The organism is Streptomyces harbinensis (genome assembly GCF_900116145.1).
Lineage (GTDB): Bacteria > Actinomycetota > Actinomycetes > Streptomycetales > Streptomycetaceae > Streptomyces > Streptomyces carpaticus.
The window spans coordinates 84968-103186 of the sequence record NZ_FPAB01000009.1; the positions used below are offsets into that span (position 1 = coordinate 84968).

14 protein-coding genes are annotated in these 18219 nt (G+C 72.4%); 4 read left to right on the plus strand and 10 right to left on the minus strand.

Annotated elements, in window-relative coordinates; genetic code table 11:
- Positions 1–80: 80 nt before the first annotated feature.
- Positions 81–647 carry a snapalysin family zinc-dependent metalloprotease gene (locus BM385_RS22160; RefSeq protein WP_093844165.1) on the plus strand — a complete coding sequence of 189 codons (567 nt, stop codon included), beginning with the start codon at positions 81–83 and terminating at the stop codon, positions 645–647.
- Positions 648–662: 15 nt separating this feature from the next.
- On the opposite strand, the gene BM385_RS22165 is transcribed toward BM385_RS22160, so the two are convergent.
- From BM385_RS22165 to BM385_RS22190, 6 genes are all read right to left on the minus strand, one after another.
- Positions 663–1511 carry a LacI family DNA-binding transcriptional regulator gene (locus BM385_RS22165; protein WP_093844166.1) on the minus strand — a complete coding sequence of 283 codons (849 nt, stop codon included), beginning with the start codon at positions 1509–1511 and terminating at the stop codon, positions 663–665.
- On the minus strand, positions 1512–4019 hold the full coding sequence (locus BM385_RS22170) for a glycoside hydrolase family 2 protein (RefSeq protein WP_093844167.1): 2508 nt from the start codon (positions 4017–4019) through the stop codon (positions 1512–1514).
- A 130-nt stretch (positions 4020–4149) separates the two neighbouring features.
- Positions 4150–5025 (minus strand): ABC transporter ATP-binding protein, encoded by an 876-nt coding sequence (locus BM385_RS22175; RefSeq protein WP_093844168.1) that lies wholly within the window; start codon positions 5023–5025, stop codon positions 4150–4152.
- Complete coding sequence (locus BM385_RS28420) at positions 5022–6860, minus strand: dipeptide/oligopeptide/nickel ABC transporter permease/ATP-binding protein (protein WP_093844169.1); 1839 nt, start codon at positions 6858–6860, stop codon at positions 5022–5024. Before BM385_RS28420 ends, BM385_RS22175 begins: the two co-directional genes overlap by 4 nt.
- 16 nt (positions 6861–6876) lie before the next feature.
- The gene (locus BM385_RS22185; RefSeq protein WP_019432629.1) at positions 6877–7866 is read right to left on the minus strand and encodes an ABC transporter permease; all 990 of its coding nucleotides are present in this window, start codon (positions 7864–7866) and stop codon (positions 6877–6879) included.
- Between the two features lie 31 nt (positions 7867–7897).
- Entirely contained in the window at positions 7898–9556 is a 1659-nt protein-coding gene (locus BM385_RS22190) for an ABC transporter substrate-binding protein (protein ID WP_093844170.1), read from the minus strand.
- 210 nt (positions 9557–9766) lie between these two features.
- Here BM385_RS22190 and BM385_RS22195 point away from each other — a divergent pair, with 210 nt between their 5' ends.
- The 3 genes from BM385_RS22195 to BM385_RS22205 all read left to right on the plus strand — a co-directional run bounded on the left by BM385_RS22195 (position 9767) and on the right by BM385_RS22205 (position 13691).
- The gene (locus BM385_RS22195; protein WP_026047220.1) at positions 9767–11044 is read left to right on the plus strand and encodes an ROK family transcriptional regulator; all 1278 of its coding nucleotides are present in this window, start codon (positions 9767–9769) and stop codon (positions 11042–11044) included.
- 239 nt (positions 11045–11283) lie between these two features.
- The gene (locus BM385_RS22200; RefSeq protein ID WP_019432632.1) at positions 11284–12489 is read left to right on the plus strand and encodes a cytochrome P450; all 1206 of its coding nucleotides are present in this window, start codon (positions 11284–11286) and stop codon (positions 12487–12489) included.
- An 80-nt stretch (positions 12490–12569) separates the two neighbouring features.
- The gene (locus BM385_RS22205; protein WP_019432633.1) at positions 12570–13691 is read left to right on the plus strand and encodes a type III polyketide synthase; all 1122 of its coding nucleotides are present in this window, start codon (positions 12570–12572) and stop codon (positions 13689–13691) included.
- Positions 13692–13770: 79 nt separating this feature from the next.
- Here BM385_RS22205 and BM385_RS22210 read toward each other — a convergent pair whose 3' ends face one another.
- The 4 genes from BM385_RS22210 to BM385_RS22225 form a co-directional block, all read right to left on the minus strand.
- A complete protein-coding gene (locus BM385_RS22210; protein ID WP_093844171.1) occupies positions 13771–14337 on the minus strand; it encodes an NUDIX domain-containing protein in 567 nt (188 codons plus the stop codon).
- Positions 14338–14474: 137 nt separating this feature from the next.
- Complete coding sequence (locus tag BM385_RS22215; RefSeq protein ID WP_093844172.1) at positions 14475–15695, minus strand: DUF418 domain-containing protein; 1221 nt, start codon at positions 15693–15695, stop codon at positions 14475–14477.
- Between the two features lie 150 nt (positions 15696–15845).
- A complete protein-coding gene (locus BM385_RS22220; protein ID WP_019432636.1) occupies positions 15846–17000 on the minus strand; it encodes a S1 family peptidase in 1155 nt (384 codons plus the stop codon).
- A gap of 126 nt (positions 17001–17126) precedes the next feature.
- Positions 17127–18197, minus strand: a complete 1071-nt coding sequence (locus BM385_RS22225) for an NAD(P)-binding domain-containing protein (protein ID WP_093844173.1) — start codon at positions 18195–18197, stop codon at positions 17127–17129.
- Positions 18198–18219 lie beyond the last annotated feature (22 nt).

Sequence of the window (18219 nt, forward strand, 5' to 3'; positions counted from 1 at the left end):
CCTCCCCCAGGCGCAGGACGGGCCGGAAACGGGTAGAGCGTGAATGTCATGAACATGACTTCCCGACGAGGAGGCTCCCGATGTCCTTCCGCACAGCGGCCCGCGCCCTGATCACCTCCGTGGTGGCGGCCCTCGCCCTCACCACGGCCCACGCCACCGCCGCACCCGCCCCCGCCGCCCCGGCGGACGACCCCGCCGTCGCCGCCCGCGTGCTCACCTACGACGCCGGCGGCTCCGCCGAGTTCGCGGGCGCCGTCGCCGCCGGTGTCGCGGTGTGGAACGAGAGCGTCGTCAATGTACGCCTCACCCCGGCCGCAGCCGGCCAGAGCGCCAACATCCGCATCATCGCCGACAACGGCTGGCCCCGGGCCCTCCGTACCAGCCTGGGCAACGGCATCGTCTACATGGGCCGCGAGGCCGTCGGCTACGACACCACCCGGATCGCCGCCCACGAACTCGGCCACATCCTGGGCCTGCCCGACATCAAGCCCGGCCCCTGCTCCAGCCTGATGTCCGGCTCCACCGCCGGTCTCTCGTGCACCAACCCGTACCCGAACGCCGCCGAACGGGCCGCCGTGGAGAACTACTTCGCCGGCAGCACGGCCGCCGGTGACCGGATACCGGGACGGCAGCTCTTCACCGACTGACGGCTGCGCCGCCCGTCAGCTCCCGCCGGGCGCCGGCGCCGTGGTGCCCCGGGGCGTGAAACGCGCCGCCGGGGACCACCGCCCGGCCACCGGACGTCCGTCGATCAGCTCCAGCACCGAGGCCGCCACCAGCGTGCCGAACCGGTGCACGTCCACCGTCATGGTGGTGAACGGCGGCGCGGTCAGCCGGCACATCGCCGAATCGTCCCAGGCCACCAGCGACAGGGCGGACGGCACCGCGACACCGGCCGCCTTCGCCGCGCCGAGACCGGCGATCGCCATCACGTCGTTGTCGTACAGGATCGCGGTGGGACGGTGCGGCGCCGCCAGCAGGGCGGCGGTCAGCCGCTCCCCCGCCTCGGCCGAGTAGTCGCCCTCCACCAGCACCGGCTCGATGCCCGCCGCCGCGCACTCCGCGCGCATCGTGTCGCTGCGCACCCGGGTGTGCAGCAGGGCCGCCGGGCCGGTCACCCGGGCGATCCTGCGGTGACCGAGCGCCAGCAGCCGCTCCAGCGCCTCCCGCATCGGCCCCGCGGCGTCCGTGGACACCGCGGGGATCCCCGGCTCCTCCCGCAGCCCGCCGGCGATCACCGCCGGCATGCCCAGTTCGCGCAGCACGGCGGGACGGCCGTCGGTGGTGGTCACATTGACCAGCACCACCGCCTCCACCAGGCCGCGCTCGGCCCAGCGGCGGTGGGTGGCGATCTCCTCCTCCTGGTGCTGCACGATGCGCAGCAGCAGGGAGTAGCCGCGCTCGGCCAGGGATTCCTCGATGCCGGCGATGAACTCCATGAAGAAGGGTTCCGCGCCCAGCAGCCGGGCCGGTCTGGCGAGCACCAGACCGATCGCTTCGGTGGTGCCCACTCAGCCCCGCACCGCCACCCCGTGCAGGGAGTTGACCGAGGCGAGCACGTCGGGGCCGGTGAACAGCCCCGGGTCCACGGTGGCCCCGGTGGTCACGGTGAAGGTGTGGCTCTCCCCCGCGAGCAGCGTCACCAACTGGTCGTCCACCTCGGCGTCCGCCGCGATCCGGTCGGCCAGCACCGCCACGTCCCGGGCGAAGGAGGCCGCGGTGACGGTCACCCGGTAGCCGCCGGGCACCGCTTCGGCGCTCGCCTCCAGTGCGGCCGGGTCGTAGCCGAGCGCCAGGTCGGGGCCGAAGGTGTGCACGGTGCGCACCGCGTCCGCCGTGGCCACCAGCACCTCCCCCCGTCCGTCGCCGGGCTCCGTCAGGGCGGCGTCCGGCTCCAGGGTGAGGGCCGAACGCGCCGCCACCCGCAGGGTCATGGTAGCGGCGGCCAGCACCTCACCGGTCAGCGCGGTGCGCTCCAGGCGCAGCGGCGCGACCCACTCGGTGTCGGTGTCGTTGACCGCGACGACGGCGGTGCGCCCGTCGCGGGGCTGCACGGTGAGCAGCCGGGGGGCGAAGGCGCGGCGCAGGGCGTACCACAGCGGCTTGCGGCGCTCCCCGGAGTCGACGGCGGCCCAGGAGACCACCGGCCAGCAGTCGTTGAGCTGCCACACCAGGGCGCCGGCGGTCCGGGGCCACCAGGAGCGGAAGTGCTCGATGCCGAAGGCGACGGCGCGGGCCTGGTTGAGCTGGGTGGCCCAGTGCCAGTCGGCGAAGCCCGCCGGGTGCGGCAGATGGGGGGCGAGGCCGCGGTCCAGTTTGCCGTTGCCGTCCTCGGCCTTCTGGTGCAGCAGCAGCGCGGGGGAGGTGGGGGTCAGCGGCTGCTCGTCGTGGATCCAGGTGGTGAGGGTGGACCAGTCGGGCGGGCCCTGGAAGCCGAACTCGGAGCAGAAGCGCGGGATGTGGTCGAGGTAGGTGGTGTAGTCCTTGCGGTTCCACACCTCCCATTCGTGGCGGGTGCCGTGGTCGGCCTCGTTGGGGTGGACGGCGTCGACGTGGGCGCGCGGGTTGCAGGGGCTGCCGTCGGAGTACGGGCGGGTGGGGTCGAGTTCGGCGACCAGTGCGGGGAAGAGTCCGGTGTAGTAGCCCAGTCCCCAGGTGCGGCCGGCCAGTGGTTCCTGCCAGCCCCAATCGCGCCAGCCCCACAGGTTCTCGTTGCCGCCGTTCCACAGGGCGAGGGAGGGGTGCGGGGCGAGCCGGGTGATGTGCTCGCGCGCCTCGGCCTCGAACTCGCTCCGCAGCGGCTCCTCCTCGGGGTAGGCGGCGCAGGCGAGCAGGAAGTCCTGCCAGACCAGGACGCCGCTCTCGTCGCACACCTCGTAGAAGTCTTCGGTCTCGTAGATGCCGCCGCCCCACACCCGCAGCATGTTCATGTGGGCGTCCCTCGCCTGCTGGACGCGGCGCCGGGTGCGGTCGCGGTCGACGCGGGTGAGGAAGTGGTCGTCGGGGATCCAGTTGGCGCCCTTGGCGAAGATCCGGGTGCCGTTGACGACGAAGGTGAAGGGGGTGCCGAGGTCGTCCGGCGTGGTGTCCACGGTGAGGGTGCGGAAGCCGATCCGGCGCTGCCAGCTGTCGAGTTCGCCGCCGTCGGGGCCGGTGGCCAGGGTGACGCGCAGGTCGTACAGCGGCTGGTCGCCGTAGCCGGCCGGCCACCACAGGTCGGGGTCGGGCACCTCCACGGTGACGGTGGCGGTCGCGGTGTCCGCAGGGACGACGGTACGGACGGTGCGGCCGGCCACGGCGGCGGTGAGGGTCAGTGCGGTGGCGTCCTCCAGTCCCGAGCGCTCGACGGTGGCGTGCACCTCGGCGCGTCCGGTGCCGTCCGCGCCGACGGTGACCAGCGGGCGGACGGCGGCGAGCCGGGCGGTGTGCCAGCGCTCGACGGCCACCGGCTTCCAGATCCCGGCGGTCTGCAGGTCGGGGCCCCAGTCCCAGCCGAAGCTGCAGGCCATCTTGCGCACCATGTTGTAGGGGTGGGTGTTGGTGTGCGGGCGGGGGCCGAGCCGGGCAGCCATCTCCTCGGCGTACTCCAGGGCGGAGCGGAAGGTGACGGTGAGGGGCTGCTCGTCGCCGGTGAGCAGGGCGCGGATGTCGAAGCGGTGGGTGCGGTGCATGTTGGCGGTCTCGCCCACGCGGTGCGGGCCGAGGTCGATGGTGGCGACGGTGTCGAGGCCGTCGAAGACCAGGTCGACCCGTTCGGTGGGGGCGGCGGGCGCGGTGCGCACGGTGGTGGTGTAGCGCCAGTGGGCGCGGTGCGCCCAGGCCAGTTCCTCCTCGGCGCGGTCCAGATAGGGGTCGGGGATGAGTCCGGCGGCGAGCAGGTCGAGATGGGCGCTGCCGGGCACCTGGGCGGGGATGGTGCGGCCGGTGATGGTCTCGGGTACGGGGCCGCCGGCCGCCGTGAGCTGCCAGCCGTCGTGCAGGGGCTGGCGGGACTTCGGGTGGACGGTGGGGTTCACCATGCGAACACTCCCCAGTGAGTGGTGTGGCCGGCCGGGCAGTTGATTGTTTCTCAGCCGAATTAAGTAAGTCAACAGGATCAGAAGACCCGCGGCGGCGGTGCGCGCCACCACGGGCCGGGGGGACGACCGTTCAGCCGGTGGGCTGCCAGGCGCCGGTGTAGTGGTCGAAGGACCGGTGCAGGTCCTCCTCGGTGACCGTCCCCGGCTCGGCGGTGAGCGACCGGCCGCGCACCTCCGGATCGGGGGCGGCGGCGGCCAGCAGCCGGGTGTAGGAGTGCCGGGGGGTGAGGATCACATCGTCGGCGGGGCCGCGTTCGACGATCCGTCCCCGGTGCATGACCAGGATCTCGTCGCTGAAGTGCCGGGCGGTGGCCAGGTCGTGGGTGATGTACAGCACCGCCAGGTGGTCCTCGCGCTGGAGCCGGGCGAGCAGGTGGAGCACGCCGAGCCGGATGGAGACGTCCAGCATGGAGACCGGTTCGTCGGCGACGACCACCCGGGCACCGGGGGCCAGCGCGCGGGCGATGGCCACCCGCTGGCGCTGCCCGCCGGACAGCTCGTGCGGGCGGCGCGGCGCGAAGGCGGCGGCCGGCCGCAGACTGACCCGCTCCAGCAGCGCGTGCGCCGCCTGCCGCGCCTCGGCGCGTCCGCGGGCGCGGCCGTGCAGCCGCAGCGGTCTGGTGAGGTGGTGCTCGATGGTGTGGAAGGGGTTGAGGGAGGCGAACGGGTCCTGGAAGACCAGCTGGACGTGGTCACGGTAGGCCCGGGCCGGTACGTCCGCTCCGTCCTCCCCGGTGACGGTGATCCGCCCGCCGGTGGGCTTCTCCAGCCGGGCGATGAGCTTGGCCACGGTCGATTTGCCGGATCCGGAGGCGCCGACCAGGGCCACCGTACGGCCCGGGCGCAGCGTGAAGGAGACGTGGTCGACGGCGCGCAGCGTGGAGTGCCGCAGCCCGGCGCGCACCGGGTAGTCCTTGACCAGGTCGTGGACCGAGAGCGTGGTCATCGCGCGGCTCCTGGGACGTCGGTGTCGCCGCCGCGCACGAAGGCGCCGCGCGCGGAGGTGAGGGAGGGGAAGGAGTCGAGCAGCTGCCGGGTGTAGGGGTGGGCGGGTGCGCGGTACATCCGCGCGGCGGGCGCGTACTCGACGATCTCCCCGTCGCGCATCACGGCGATGTGGTCGCTCACCTCCAGCAGCAGCGGCAGGTCGTGGGTGATGAGGACGACGGCGAAGCCGAGTTCGTCGCGCAGCCGGATGATCTCGCGCAGGATGCCGCGCTGGACCACGACGTCCAGGGCGGTGGTCGGCTCGTCCATGATCATCACCTGCGGGTCGAGCAGCATCGCCATGGCGATCATCACCCGCTGCCGCATCCCGCCGGAGAGTTCGTGCGGGAAGGCGGTGAGCCGGGCCGGGTCGACGCCGACCAGGGTGAGGACCTCGGCGCAGCGGGCGCGGCGGTCGGCGGCGCTCATGCCGGGGCGGTGGGTGGTGAGGACGTCGTCCAGCTGTTCGTGGATCGAGATCACCGGGTTGAGGGAGTTCATGGCGCCCTGGAAGACCATGGAGAGCTTGTCCCAGCGGAAGGCGCGCAGGTCCTCCTTCTCCAGGGCGAGCACGTCGATGTCGGTGCCGGAGCGGTCGTGCAGGACGACGGAGCCGGCGGTGACCTCGGCGGGCGGACGGTGCAGCCGCGCCACTGCGTAGGCGAGGGTGGTCTTGCCGCAGCCGGACTCCCCGGCCAGGCCGAGGATTTCGCCGCGCCGCAGGGTGAGGGAGACGTCGCGGACGGCGTGCACGGGGTCGGCGGTGCGGTAGACGACGTCCAGGGAGCGGACCGTGAGCACCGCGCCGGGCTCACGCGGCGCCGGCCCGGCTTCCGTCCCGGCCTCGTCCGTGCTCCGGCCGGCGACCGCTCCGGTGCCGCTGCCGGCGGCTTTCGGCAGGCGCAGCCGGGGGTTGATGATCTCGTCGAGCGAGAAGTTGATGAGGGACAGGCCGCAGCCGAAGAGCGCGATGACCAGCCCGGGCGGGACGAACCACCACCAGGCCTCGTACTGGAGCGCGAAGCCGTTCTGGGCGAAGTAGAGCATCGAGCCCAGGGTGTGGGTGTTGGGTGCGCCCAGGCCGAGGAAGGAGAGGCCGGCCTCGGCGAGGATCGCGGCGATGACGGCGTAGACGAACTGGGAGGCGATGAGCGGCAGCAGGTTGGGCAGGATCTCGACGATGACGATCCGCCGGCGCCGCTCCCCCGCCACCTTGGCGGCCAGCACGTAGTCGCGGTTGCGCAGCGAGAGGGTCTGGGCGCGCAGCACCCGGGCGGCGGCGGCCCAGCCGGTGATGACGAGCACCACGGCGAGGGTCCACCAGCCGCGCTGTTCGCGGGGGACGAAGCCGGCGATGACGATGACCAGCGGCAGGCCGGGGATGACGAGCATGACGTTGGAGAAGAGGGAGAAGCTCTCGTCCACGGCGCCGCCGGCGTAGGCACCGATGACGCCGAAGAGCGCGGAGAGGACGGTGGCCCCGATACCGACGGCGAGGCCGATCTGGAGCGAGCCGCGGGTGGCGTGGGCCAGTTGGGACAGGACGTCCTGGCCGGTCTGGGTGGTCCCCAGCCAGTGGTCGGTGCTGGGCGGGGTGCGGCCCATGTTGTCGATGGCGTCGGGGTCGCCGAGCAGCAGCGGGCCGATGAGGCCGAACAGCCCGATGGCCAACACGAGGCCGAGGCCGATGCCCAGGCGCGGGGACCAGCCGGGCAGCAGGGCACGCCAGCCGCTGCGGGGTGCCGCGCCGGGTGCGGTGGTGCCGCCGGGCGGCGGGGTGGTGGGCGTCGCCATGTCTGCTCCTTCCTCGTCAGGTGGTCACGCGGGTGCGCGGGTCGATGAAGCCGTGGAGCAGGTCGACGAGCAGATTGGCGGCGAGCACGGCGACCGTGATGACCAGGAAGATGCCCTGCATCAGGGCGTAGTCGCTGTTCTCGACGGCCTGGAGCAGCTTGGAGCCGATGCCCGGGTAGGAGAAGACCTGTTCGGTGATGATGGAGCCGGAGACGACGAAGCCGAGCGAGATGGCGAATCCGGCCAGGGAGGGCAGGACGGCGTTGCGGGCGGCGTACCGGGTCATGATGCGGCGTTCGCGCAGGCCCTTGGCGTGGGCGGTGAGGATGTAGTCCTCGGAGCCGGTGGCCACCATCATGTTGCGCATGCCGAGCAGCCAGCCGCCGACGGAGGAGATGACGATGGTGAGGGCCGGCAGTGTGCCGTGGTAGATGGCCGAGCTGATGAAGTCCCAGTTCCAGCCGGTGGCCAGATAGGTGTCGTAGCCGCCGAAGAGCGGGAACCACTGGAGGGTCGAGGAGAAGATCAGCACCAGGATGAGGGCGAGCCAGAAGTAGGGGACGGCGGCCAGCACGGTGGTGGCCGGGATGAGCGAGTCGAGCCGGCTGCCGCGCCGCCAGCCGGTGATCGTGCCGAGGGTGACGCCGAGGGTGAAGGAGAGCAGGGTGGCGATGCCGACCAGTACGACGGTCCAGGGCAGGGACTGTCCGATGACCTCGGTGACCTCGGCGGGGAAGGCGCTGACCGAGACGCCGAGGTCGCCGCGCAGGACGTTCCCGAGGTAGGAGGTGTACTGCCGCCACAGGGGTTCGCCGGTGTCGGTGCCGAGCAGGAGTTCGTAGGATCTGCGGGCCGAGGGGTCGACGGCGCCGCCGCGCTGCTGGAGTTTGGCGAGCAGGGTGTCGACGGGGTTGCCGGGCATGAGCCGCGGGATGAAGAAGTTGAGGGTCAGCGCCGCCCACAGGGCGACGAGGTAGAAGCCGAGTTTGCGGGCGTAGTACCTCACCGGGTGCCGCCGATCGCCGCGGGGGACACGGTCACTCCCCGCCGGCCGGCTTCAGGTTGAGGTAGATCTGCGAGTTGTCGGGGCGCTGCCAGACGGCGGGGAAGGCGTACAGGTCCTCGGCGGTGGGCCAGCCGGTGAACTTCTCGGCGTTGTACTGGCTGGTGGTGCCGCCGGTGAGGACCGGGATGTAGGGCATGTCGGCTTCCAGCCGGGTCTGGATGGTGTCGAAGTGCGGCTGCCGGGCCGCGGTGTCGGCGGGGTCGAGCTGCTGGAGGGCGTCGAGGGCGGCGTTCACCTCGGGGTGGTCGTAGCGGGCGAAGTTGGGGTTGGCGACCTCGCCGACCGGGGCGGTGTTGTCGCCGTGGAAGAAGTAGTTGTAGGAGTAGTACGGGTCGGGGGACGGTCCCGGGTAGAGCGAGTCGAAGACCAGCTCGAAGTCGCCCCGGCCGCGGGCGTCGGACCATTCGTTCCAGGAGGACTGGGCGACGGTCAGTTCGATGCCGGCCGCCTTCAGCTGCTGGGTCATGGTGTCGGCGGCGGTGATGACGTCCGTCCAGCCGGAGACGACACGTACCGACAGCGACAGCTTCTCGCCGTCCTTCGCGTAGACGCCGTCGCCGCCCTTGCTCCAGCCGGCTTCCTGGAGGACCTGTTCGGCGCGGGCCGGGTCGGCTTCCATCGGGGCGACGCGGTCGGTGAGCTGTTCGCTGATGACGGCGTCGTCGCGGCCGGGGAGCGCGAAGCCGGGGGAGATCTCGGCGGCGGTGTCCTGGTAGGCGAGGGCGTTGAGCTGGGTGCGGTCCAGAGCGTGGTAGATGGCCCGGCGCACGGCGGGGTCGGTCTGCGGGCCGGTGCAGCCGAGCGCGGTGTCGGAGCAGGTGAACAGGGCGATCTGGAAGACGTGGGTGGTGATCGCCCGGTAGCCGGGGTAGTTCTTCTCGACGTTGTGCAGGTCGGGGACCGGGCCGGTCTGGAAGTCGATCCGGCCGGCGGCGAGCGCGTCGGCGCCGGCCTGGTTGCCGGAGAGCGAGACGAAGCGGATGTTCTTCAGGGCGGGTTCGCCGTCCCAGTAGTCCGGGTTGGCGGCCAGGGTGAAGGCCTGGGGCTTGAAGTCGCCGAGGACGAACGGGCCGGTGCCGACGGGGTCCTGGACGGTGTTCTGGGCGGGGTCCTCGAAGGTGCTCCAGATGTGTTCGGGGACGATCCACAGTTTGCCGAGCACGGTGGGTGCTTCGAGGTAGGCGGGCTGGGCGAAGCGCACCACGAGGTGGGTGTCGTCGACGACCTCGCTCTCGCCGTCGAAGCCGATGGCGTTCATGGTCGGGTGGGCGCGCACCATGTCGAAGGTGAAGGCGACGTCGTGGGCGGTGAAGGGTTCGCCGTCCGACCAGGTGACGTTCTCGCGGGTGGTGATGGACAGTTCGGTGCCGGTCTCGTTCCAGGAGTAGTCGGTGCCCAGGCGCGGCACCGGCGCGTCGTCGCGGACGACGTTGTAGAAGAACAGCGGCTCGAAGATGTTGCCCGGGCCCTCGATCATGGTGGGCGCGTAGGGGTTGAAGTTCCGCTGGTAGTCGCCCGCCTGGCCGGTGTAGGCGACCAGGGTGTCCGCCGGCCCGGAGGTGCCGCCGCCGTTGCCGCCGCCCGATCCGCAGCCTGCGGCGAGCAGGGCCACCGCCGCCGCGCCCGCCATCGCCCGACGGGTACGTCGCCACCTCGCGTGCTGGGTCATCATCGATCCTCTCGGCCTGCCCCGGCGTTGGGGCGTTGGGGGCCAGGACACGTCGCCCGGGTGGGTAGGATTGTTCAGTTGCCGAATTAAGGAAGTCAACCCTCCGGCACGACGAACATCCGCTGCGTGAGGGCACATACACTCGGTCCGCGCAGCGCAGGGAGGAAGCACGTGAGCGGACCGGCCGGTGCGATGCCGCACGCCAGCAGCAGGGCGGCTGTGCTCGATGTGATCCGGGCGGCCGGCACCATCAGCCGGGTGGGTCTGGTCGGGGCGACCGGTTTCACCGGGGCCACCATCTCCACGGTGGTGCGCCGGCTGATCGACGACGGTCTGGTGGTGGAGAGCGGGCACGCGGAGTCCACCGGCGGCAAGCGCCGGGTGCTGCTCCAGCTGAATCGTTCCGCCCGGTACGCGGTGGGGGTGCATCTCGATCACGACGGGATCACCTACGTCCTCACCGATCTGGGCGGCTCGGTGGTGGCGCGGATGTCCCGGGCCGGCGTGGGCGTGGAGGACCCGCGGTCGGTGGTGGAGCGGATGGCCGCCGAGAGCGCGGCGCTGATCGAGGGCGCCGGGATCGAGCGCGAACGGGTGCTGGGGCTGGGCCTGGTGGCGCCGGGACCGCTCAACCAGGGCCCCGGGTCACGGCTGATGCAGCCGGCGATCCGGCACTGGGGGGACTTCCCGCTCGGCGCCGGGCTCCAGGAGGCCACCGGGCTGCCGGTGGTGCTGGACAACGACGCCACCGCCGCCGCCCTGGGCGAGCACTGGTCGGGGCAGGCGGGCGGCGGGGCGTTCGCCGCGCTGTACATGGGTACCGGGATCGGCGCCGGGCTGCTGCTGGGCGGCATTCCCTACCGGGGGCCGAGCGGCAACGCCGGGGAGATCGGGCACATCCCGCTGGCGGCGGACGGGCCGCAGTGCTGGTGCGGGGCGCGGGGCTGCACCGAGGCGCTGGCGGGGCCGGGCGCGGTGGTCGAGGCGGCTCGGGCGGACGCCGTGCTGGCGCGGTCGGCCGGGCTCTCCGGCGAGGCCGGACGCGGGCGTCGTACGGCGGACTTCGCCGCGGTGACCCGGGCGGCGCACCGGGGCGATCCCGGGGCGCGGGCGCTGCTGGAGCGGTCGGCGCGCTATCTGGCGCTGGCGGCGCGGACGCTGGCCACCATCGCCGATCTGGAGGAGCTGGTGCTGACCGGCCCGGGTCTCGCGATCGCCGGTTCGATCTATCTTCCGGTGGTTCAGGAGGAGTTGGAGCGGTCATTCTTCTCCAGGGCGAGCCACCCGGTGAGGGTGCGGCTGTCCCGGATGGCGGCTACCGCGCCGGCGATCGGGGCCGCGGCGATGATGCTCCAGTCCGAACTGGTGCCGCTGCGCGAGGGGACCCGGCTGCCGGAGAACCTGACCGCGGCCGAGCCGGCCCCGGCTGCCGCGCCGCACGGCGGCTGAGCCACCCCCACCGTCATGATCATCGTCCGGGTACACGGTGATCAGTTGCACTATCAACATTATTTCCGCCAGCAAAGCTTGGGGCAGCGCTGCACCGCCCGTTGATCCGACGCGCCCCGCACTCCACGAACGGGTTAATTTCCCGGCGCTTTTACATGGTCCCTACACCTCGCGGGGACCCCTTCCTCGTCCAGTCAATCACCGTCGCAAAGACGGTTCCCAGGAAGTGGAGGGCCGGGGTGGAGAACTCCGACACGGTCAAAACGTGTCCGTTCGACTTCGCCGAGGGCCTGGAGTTCGACCCGCTGCTGCGTCAGCTGATGACCGAGGCGCCCATCTCGCGGATCAAGATGGCCTACGGGCAGGGCGAGGCGTGGCTGGTGACCCGGTACGAGGATGTGCGCACCGTTACCACCGACCGCAGGTTCAGCCGGGCCGCCGTCATCGGGCGGGACTTCCCGCGCATGACACCCAACCCCATCGTGCAGTCGGAATCGATCAACCTGCTCGACCCGCCGCAGAGCAGCCGGCTGCGCCGGCTGGTCGCCCAGGCGTTCACCAATCCCAAGATCGAGGCCATGCGGCCGGCCACCCAGCGGATCGTGGACTCGCTGCTGGACACCATGGCCGAGCACGGCTCCCCCGCCGATCTGGTCAAGCACCTCTCCAACGAGCTGCCGATGACCACCATCTGCGAGGTGCTCGACATCCCCGAGGAGGACCGCCAGGAGCTGCGGCGCTGCGCCATCGCCATGATGGCGATCGGGTCCACCACCAAGGAGGCCGCGATCGCGGCCAAGGCGCACCTGCGCAGCTACTTCCAGGAGCTGACGGTCGCCCGGCGGGCCGATCCCGGCGACGACCTCATCAGCAACCTGGCCACCGCCAGGGACGGCGGCGAGGTCCTCGACGAGAAGGAACTCGCCGTCATGGCCATGGTCTTGATGATGACCGGCCACGACACCAGCACCTACCAGCTCAGCAACATCAGTTACACCCTGCTCACCCACCACGAGCAGCGCGCCAAACTCCAGGCCAGGCCCGAACTGCTGCCCACCGCCCTGGAGGAGCTGCTGCGCTACATCCCGTTCCGCAAGGGCGTCGGCATCCCCCGCATCGCCACCGAGGACGTCGAGGTCGGCGGGGTGCTCATCAAGGCCAACGAGACGGTCCACGTCTCCTACCTGGCCGCCAACCGGGACACCGCCCGGTTCGACCGTCCCGACGAACTGGACGTGGAGCGCCCGCCCACCCCCCACATGACCTTCGGCTGGGGCGCGCACCACTGCATCGGCTCGCCGCTGGCGATCATGGAGCTCCAGGTGGCCATCGGCACCCTGCTGCGCCGGTTCCCCGACCTGCGGCTGGCCGTGCCCGCCGAAGAGGTGCGGTGGAACACGGAGTCCATCTGGCGCTACCCCCACGAACTCCCTGTCGCCTGGTGACAGGGTCCATCCACCACCACGAACCAGCCATCGATGCCGGGGTGCTCCGTCGACAGCACACCCCGGCACGGGAGGGGATCATGGCAACGCTCTGCAAGCCGTCCATCGCGGTGCCCGACAACATCATCACCATGGAGGAGACCCTGGACCTGGCGCGCACCCTGCACGCCGGCCACGCCCAGCTCCCCCTGGTGCTGCGACTCATCGGCAACACCGGAGTGCGGACGAGGCATCTCGTCCAGCCGATCGAGGAAACGCTCAAGCACCCCGGCTTCGAAGAACGCAACAAGGTCTACGAGGCGGAGGCCAAGGCCCGGGTCCCGGAGGTCGTCCGGACCGCCCTGGCCAACGCCGAACTCGGCGCCGAGGACATCGACCTGATCGTCTATGTCTCCTGCACCGGCTTCATGATGCCGTCCATGACGGCCTGGCTCATCAACGCGATGGGCTTCCGTGACGACACCCGGCAGCTGCCCATCGCCCAGCTCGGCTGCGCGGCCGGCGGCGCGGCCATCAACCGCGCCCACGACTTCTGCCTGGCCTACCCGGGCTCCAACGTGCTGATCGTGGCCTGCGAGTTCTGCTCGCTGTGCTACCAGCCGGTGGACATCGGGGTCGGATCGCTGCTGTCCAACGGCCTCTTCGGCGACGCGGTGGCCGCCGCCGTGGTGCGCGGCGAGGGCGGCACCGGGATGAGCCTGGAGCGCAACGGCTCGCACCTGGTGCCGGACACCGAGGACTGGATCTCGTACGCGGTACGCGGCACCGGCTTCCACTTCCAGCTGGACAAGCGGGTGCCCACCACGATGAAGATGCTGGCCCCGGCGCTGCGCACGCTCTCCGAGCAGCACAGCTGGGACGTCTCGGGTCTCGACTTCTACATCATCCACGCGGGCGGGCCACGGATCCTGGACGATCTGTGCCACTTCCTGGATCTGGGACCCGAGATGTTCGCCCACAGCCGGACCACCCTGACCGAGCGCGGGAACATCGCCTCGTGCGTGGTCTTCGACGCGCTCAACCGGCTGTTCGAGGAAGGCAAGGTCACCGAGGGCGCACGGGGGCTGATCGCCGGGTTCGGCCCCGGGATCACCGCCGAGATGGCGCTGGGCGCCTGGCGCGACCCGGCACAGGTGGCCGCACACGCCGTGGCATCGGTACCCCGCGGCCGCTCCGCCGCCCAGGAACGCGCCGGCGTCTGAGCCCCCCGGCACCCCCAGCCCACCGGCCGGGCCCCCACCACGGGGGCCCGGCCGGTGGTGTACCGCGACGGGTACGGGCTCAGGCCGCCGGCGAGGCGGGCGTCTCCGCGTGCTCCGGGGCGGTGGAGGGCGGGGCGGCGGCGAAGAAGCGGTTGACCACCATGGTGGTGTGGGTCGGGAAGGCCAGCGTGGCCGGTTTCCACAGCACCAGCCACTCGGTGGCCTCGGCGGTGGGTGCGGAGGGCGGGAGGGAGGCCAGCGGCCGGTCGGGCAGGAGGCCGAAGAGGTTCACCGTGCCGCGGGCGCTCAGGGCTCCGTACAGCGTGATGTCCTCGGCGTCCGCGTGCAGGCCGGTCTCCTCGCGCAGCTCGCGCACCGCCGCCTGCTGCCAGCTCTCGCCGATCTCGACGTAGCCGCCGGGCAGCGCCAGCTCGCCGCGGGCCGGCTCGATGTCGCGGCGCACCACGACCAGGCCGCGCCGGCCCGCCTCGCCGGTGACCGGCAGCAACGTGATGGCGACGGGGATCGGGTTCGCCCAGCTGGTCTCGCCGCAGCCGGGGCAGTCCCGGGGCCAGCCCGCGTCGGGGGCGAAGCCCGCCCCGCAGTAGGGGCAGTGCGTCACCTTCCGGTGCAAGGTATAGGTCATCGCGCTGCTCCCGCCCCTTCGCTCGGCCGGTGCGCGCCCTCCGGGGTGCCGGGCGCACACGCCCCGACCCTAGCAACGCCCGGCGATGGTGTGATCATTCCGGAGCCGGCCCGTGCCCAGGTCAGCCGGGCGGTGGCTCAGCGGCGCAGCACCCGGCGCTGGAGGGATTCCAGCGGGCCGTGGTCGGCGTACCGCAGCCACAGCCGGGCGCCGGCCACCAGCAGCAGGCCGATGACCGCCCACAGCGCCATGACCCACCAGGGGCCGCTGTCGGCGAACCGGGTGGCGAGGCCGAGGCCGGCGCCGTAGCAGGCGAGGGCTGCCAGCAGGTTCTGGCCGACGTAGCAGGACAGGGCGGTGCGTCCGACGGCGGTGAGGCTCGCCGTGAGCTGCCCTGGCACGCGTCCCGGGGCGCGGGCGGCGCGGCGGTCGAGCAGCACGCCGATCGCGCCGAGGTAACCGAGGGCCAGGACCGGGGCGGCGACGTAGCGGCCGAGCAGGAAGAGATCCGGGGAGAGGCCGCCGGTGGCCAGTGTCAGCGGGATGCCGGCGCCCAGGCCCCAGCGCATCAGCCGGCGGCGCAGCCGCTCCCCCGCCGCGCCCGGGGCGAAGGCTCCGGCGCGGTACAGCCGGACGCCGAGGAGGAAGAGGAAGAGCAGCAGGCCGAAGGAGAGCAGCGGTTCCGCGCGCAGGATGAGCGCGTTCTCCAGCCGGAAGGCGATCTGCTCGGCCCAGCTTCCCTCGGCGTACAGCGCGATCACCCGCTGCGAGGGGCCGCTGCCGCCGGGGCCGTCCTCGGCGGGGGCGGTCAGCAGGGCGAGGGTGAGCAGCGTCATCACGGTCAGGTGGGCGACGGCCGCCCAGCGCAGGACCCGGCCCCTGGCTCCCTCGGAGCGGGTGAGCAGCCAGGCCACCAGCAGCGAGACCAGGGCGTAGCCCATGAGGACGTCCCAGGCGAAGATCAGCGCGAAGTGCACCAGGCCTTCGGCGAAGAGGAACAGGGCGCGCAGCCGGTAGCGGCCCGGCCAGGGCGCGCCCCGGCGCCGTGCGGCGTCGTACTGGATGGCGAGTCCGGCGCCGAACAGCACGGTGAGCAGCGCGAGGAACTTGCCGTCGGCCAGCAGCCGGAAGACGGTTTCCGCCACTCCCGCGGCGTCGGTGCCGGAGAACAGTCCGGGGGTGTCGAGGCCGCCGGTGAGGACGCCCCATTCGGCGCCGGGGCCGGCGAAGATCCAGATGTTGGTCATCAGGGTGCCGAGGACGGCCACCCCGCGCAGGACGTCCAGCAACGGCAGCCGCCCGGTGCCGCCGGCGGGGGTCCCCGTCGGCGGCGCCGGGCGCCGCGTGGTCTCGCTCATGTCCGCAACTCCCCGTCCCGGGTGGCCTGTCGCAACCATCGTCGGGGGCGTGGCGGGGTGTTCCGGTCCGCCGGGATACCGAGATCCGGCTACATCCTTCGGCGGACCCGGCCCCGCCGCCGGGGCCGGGACCGGGTGGGATGCCGCAGGTCAGGCGGTGTGCAGGGTCAGCCCGTAGGCGGACAGGATCGGGTTGATCGGGTAGAAGACGGAGGAGCCGCCGGTGGAGCAGTTGCCGGCGGCGCCGGAGGTCACGCCCTGGGCCTGGTCGCCGCTGATGAACGAGCCGCCGGAGTCACCGCCCTCGGCGCAGGCGGTGGAGTTGGTCATGCCGTAGACGATGTTGCCGTTGCCGTAGTTGACGGTCACGTTCTTGGCGCCGATGGTGCCGCAGCGCCAGCCGGTGGTGGAGCCGGAGCGGCAGATGGAGGCGCCGGTGGGGGCCTCGTTGGAGCCGCGGACGAGGGCGTCGGAGACGGTGCCCCAGCCGAGGACGACCGGGACGGTCCACCAGCCGTGGCCGGTGCGGACCCAGGCGTGGTCGCCGCCGGGCCAGGAGCGGCCGGCGAAGTTGCCCATCAGGCTGTTGTCCCAGCCGTAGACGGCCGCCGAGCCGGATCCGCAGTGGCCGGCGGTGATGAAGCCGCCGTGCACCGAGAAGCCGATGGAACAGCGGACGTTGCCGGTGTAGTACGGGTCGCCGCCGACCACGCCGGCGGCGGAGGTGGTGTACGCCTCCTCGACGGTTCGGACGGTCAGCGGCAGGGACTGGACGGCTTCGGCCTCGGCGAGGAACGCGGTGACCTCGGCGGTGTTCTCGGAGCCGGCCACCACCTCGACGGCGATCCCGTTGTCCTGGACGTCGGCGTACCAGCTGGACACGCCGGCCGGGGCGGTCAGTTCGTCGAGGGCGGCGAGGGCGGTGTCGAGCGCGTCCTGGCTGTGGGTGACGCGTTCGGTGGCGGCGCCGGTGGACTCCACCGCGCGCTCGGCGCCCGCGGTGGTGACGGCGACGACCAGGGTGCCGGTCTCGGCGTCGATCCAGCTGCCGGCGTAGGCGTCGCCGGCCGCTTCCTGGGCCGCCTCGTCGGTGGCCATGGCCTCGGCTTCGGTGGCGAGCCGGTCGACGGCCTGCTCCTCGGTGAGGCCGAGGTCGCGCTGGAGGGCTTCGAGCAGGGCGGGTTCGGCGACCGGGTCGCTGCCGGGGGTGTGGGTGGAGTCGGCCGCCACGGCGGCACCGCCGAGGCCGGCGGTCAGGATCATCAGGGCAGCCGCGCCCAGGCTGAAGGAACGGGTGCGTCTCATTGCAGGGCTCCTTGGACGTGCTCTACCGAAGTGGGGCGGTACAGGGCAACGAAGCGATGCAGTGTGAGAGCGCTCTCACCTCACGCGCAGGACATTAGACCGCCGCCATGAGCATGTCCAGACCAATTACCGGCCGCTGCTCACCGGGGAACCCAGCAGCGCCACAAGGTCGTTGACGGCTGCCCGGCCGGCCCGGTTGGCGCCGATGGTGGACGCGGAGGGCCCGTAGCCGACCAGGTGCACGCGCGGGTCGCGGACCGTCTTCGTCCCCTCCAGCCGGATGCCGCCGCCCGGCTCGCGCAGCTTCAGCGGGGCGAGATGGTCCAGGACGGCCCGGAAGCCGGTGGCCCACACGATGACGTCCGCCGGCGCGTGACGGCCGTCCGCCCACCGCACCCCGTCCGGCGTCAGCCGCTGGAACATCGGATGGCGGACCAGCACCCCCGAGGCACGCGCCGCACGCATCGCCTCGGTCATCGGCAGCCCGGTCACCGAGACGACGCTGCGCGGCGGCAGTCCGTCCCGTACCCGCTCCTCCACCAGGGCGACCGCGGCGCGGCCCTCGACCTCGCCGAAGCCCTGCTCGCGGAAGACCGGCGGACGGCGGGTCACCCACAGGGTGCTCGCGGCGACCTCCGAGATCTCCAGCAGGTGCTGGACGGCGGAGGTGCCGCCGCCGACCACGATCACCCGCTGCCCGGTGAACGGGCCGGGCCCCGGGTACTGGGCGGTGTGCAGCTGGCGCCCGGTGAAGTCGGCCGCCCCGGGGACGGCGGGCCGGAACGGACGGTCCCAGGTGCCGGTGGCGTTGATCAGCGCCCGGGTGCGCCAGGTGCCGGCCGGGCTGTCCACCCGCAGCGCCCCCGTGCCCTCGTCGTGGACGGCGGTGACGTGCACCGGGCGCAGCACCGGCAGCTCGAAGGCGCGCTCGTACGCGGTGAAGTACTCCCCGATCACCTCCGAGGACGGCCGGTCGGGGTCGGCACCGGTCAGCTCCATGCCGGGCAGCGCGTGCATGCCGTGCACCCGGCCGTAGGTGAGGGTCGGCCAGCGGTACTGCCAGGCGCCGCCGGGGCGCGGCGCGTGGTCGAGGACCACGAAGTCCGTGCCCGGGGCGAACCCCCGGCGCCGCAGGTGGTAGGCGGCGGCCAGCCCCGCCTGGCCGCCGCCGATGACCACGACCGTCATGTCGTTCATGATTCATTCAACGCCGGGCGGG

Coding starts and splice junctions, on each gene's coding strand:
- BM385_RS22160 (WP_093844165.1), top strand. CDS start 81: ATGTCCTTCCGCACAGCGGCCCGCGCCCTGATCACCTCCGTGGTGGCG.
- BM385_RS22170 (WP_093844167.1), bottom strand. CDS start 4,019: ATGGTGAACCCCACCGTCCACCCGAAGTCCCGCCAGCCCCTGCACGAC.
- BM385_RS22175 (WP_093844168.1), bottom strand. CDS start 5,025: ATGACCACGCTCTCGGTCCACGACCTGGTCAAGGACTACCCGGTGCGC.
- BM385_RS28420 (WP_093844169.1), bottom strand. CDS start 6,860: ATGGCGACGCCCACCACCCCGCCGCCCGGCGGCACCACCGCACCCGGC.
- BM385_RS22190 (WP_093844170.1), bottom strand. CDS start 9,556: ATGGCGGGCGCGGCGGCGGTGGCCCTGCTCGCCGCAGGCTGCGGATCG.
- BM385_RS22205 (WP_019432633.1), top strand. CDS start 12,570: ATGGCAACGCTCTGCAAGCCGTCCATCGCGGTGCCCGACAACATCATC.
- BM385_RS22210 (WP_093844171.1), bottom strand. CDS start 14,337: ATGACCTATACCTTGCACCGGAAGGTGACGCACTGCCCCTACTGCGGG.
- BM385_RS22215 (WP_093844172.1), bottom strand. CDS start 15,695: ATGAGCGAGACCACGCGGCGCCCGGCGCCGCCGACGGGGACCCCCGCC.
- BM385_RS22220 (WP_019432636.1), bottom strand. CDS start 17,000: ATGAGACGCACCCGTTCCTTCAGCCTGGGCGCGGCTGCCCTGATGATC.
- BM385_RS22225 (WP_093844173.1), bottom strand. CDS start 18,197: ATGAACGACATGACGGTCGTGGTCATCGGCGGCGGCCAGGCGGGGCTG.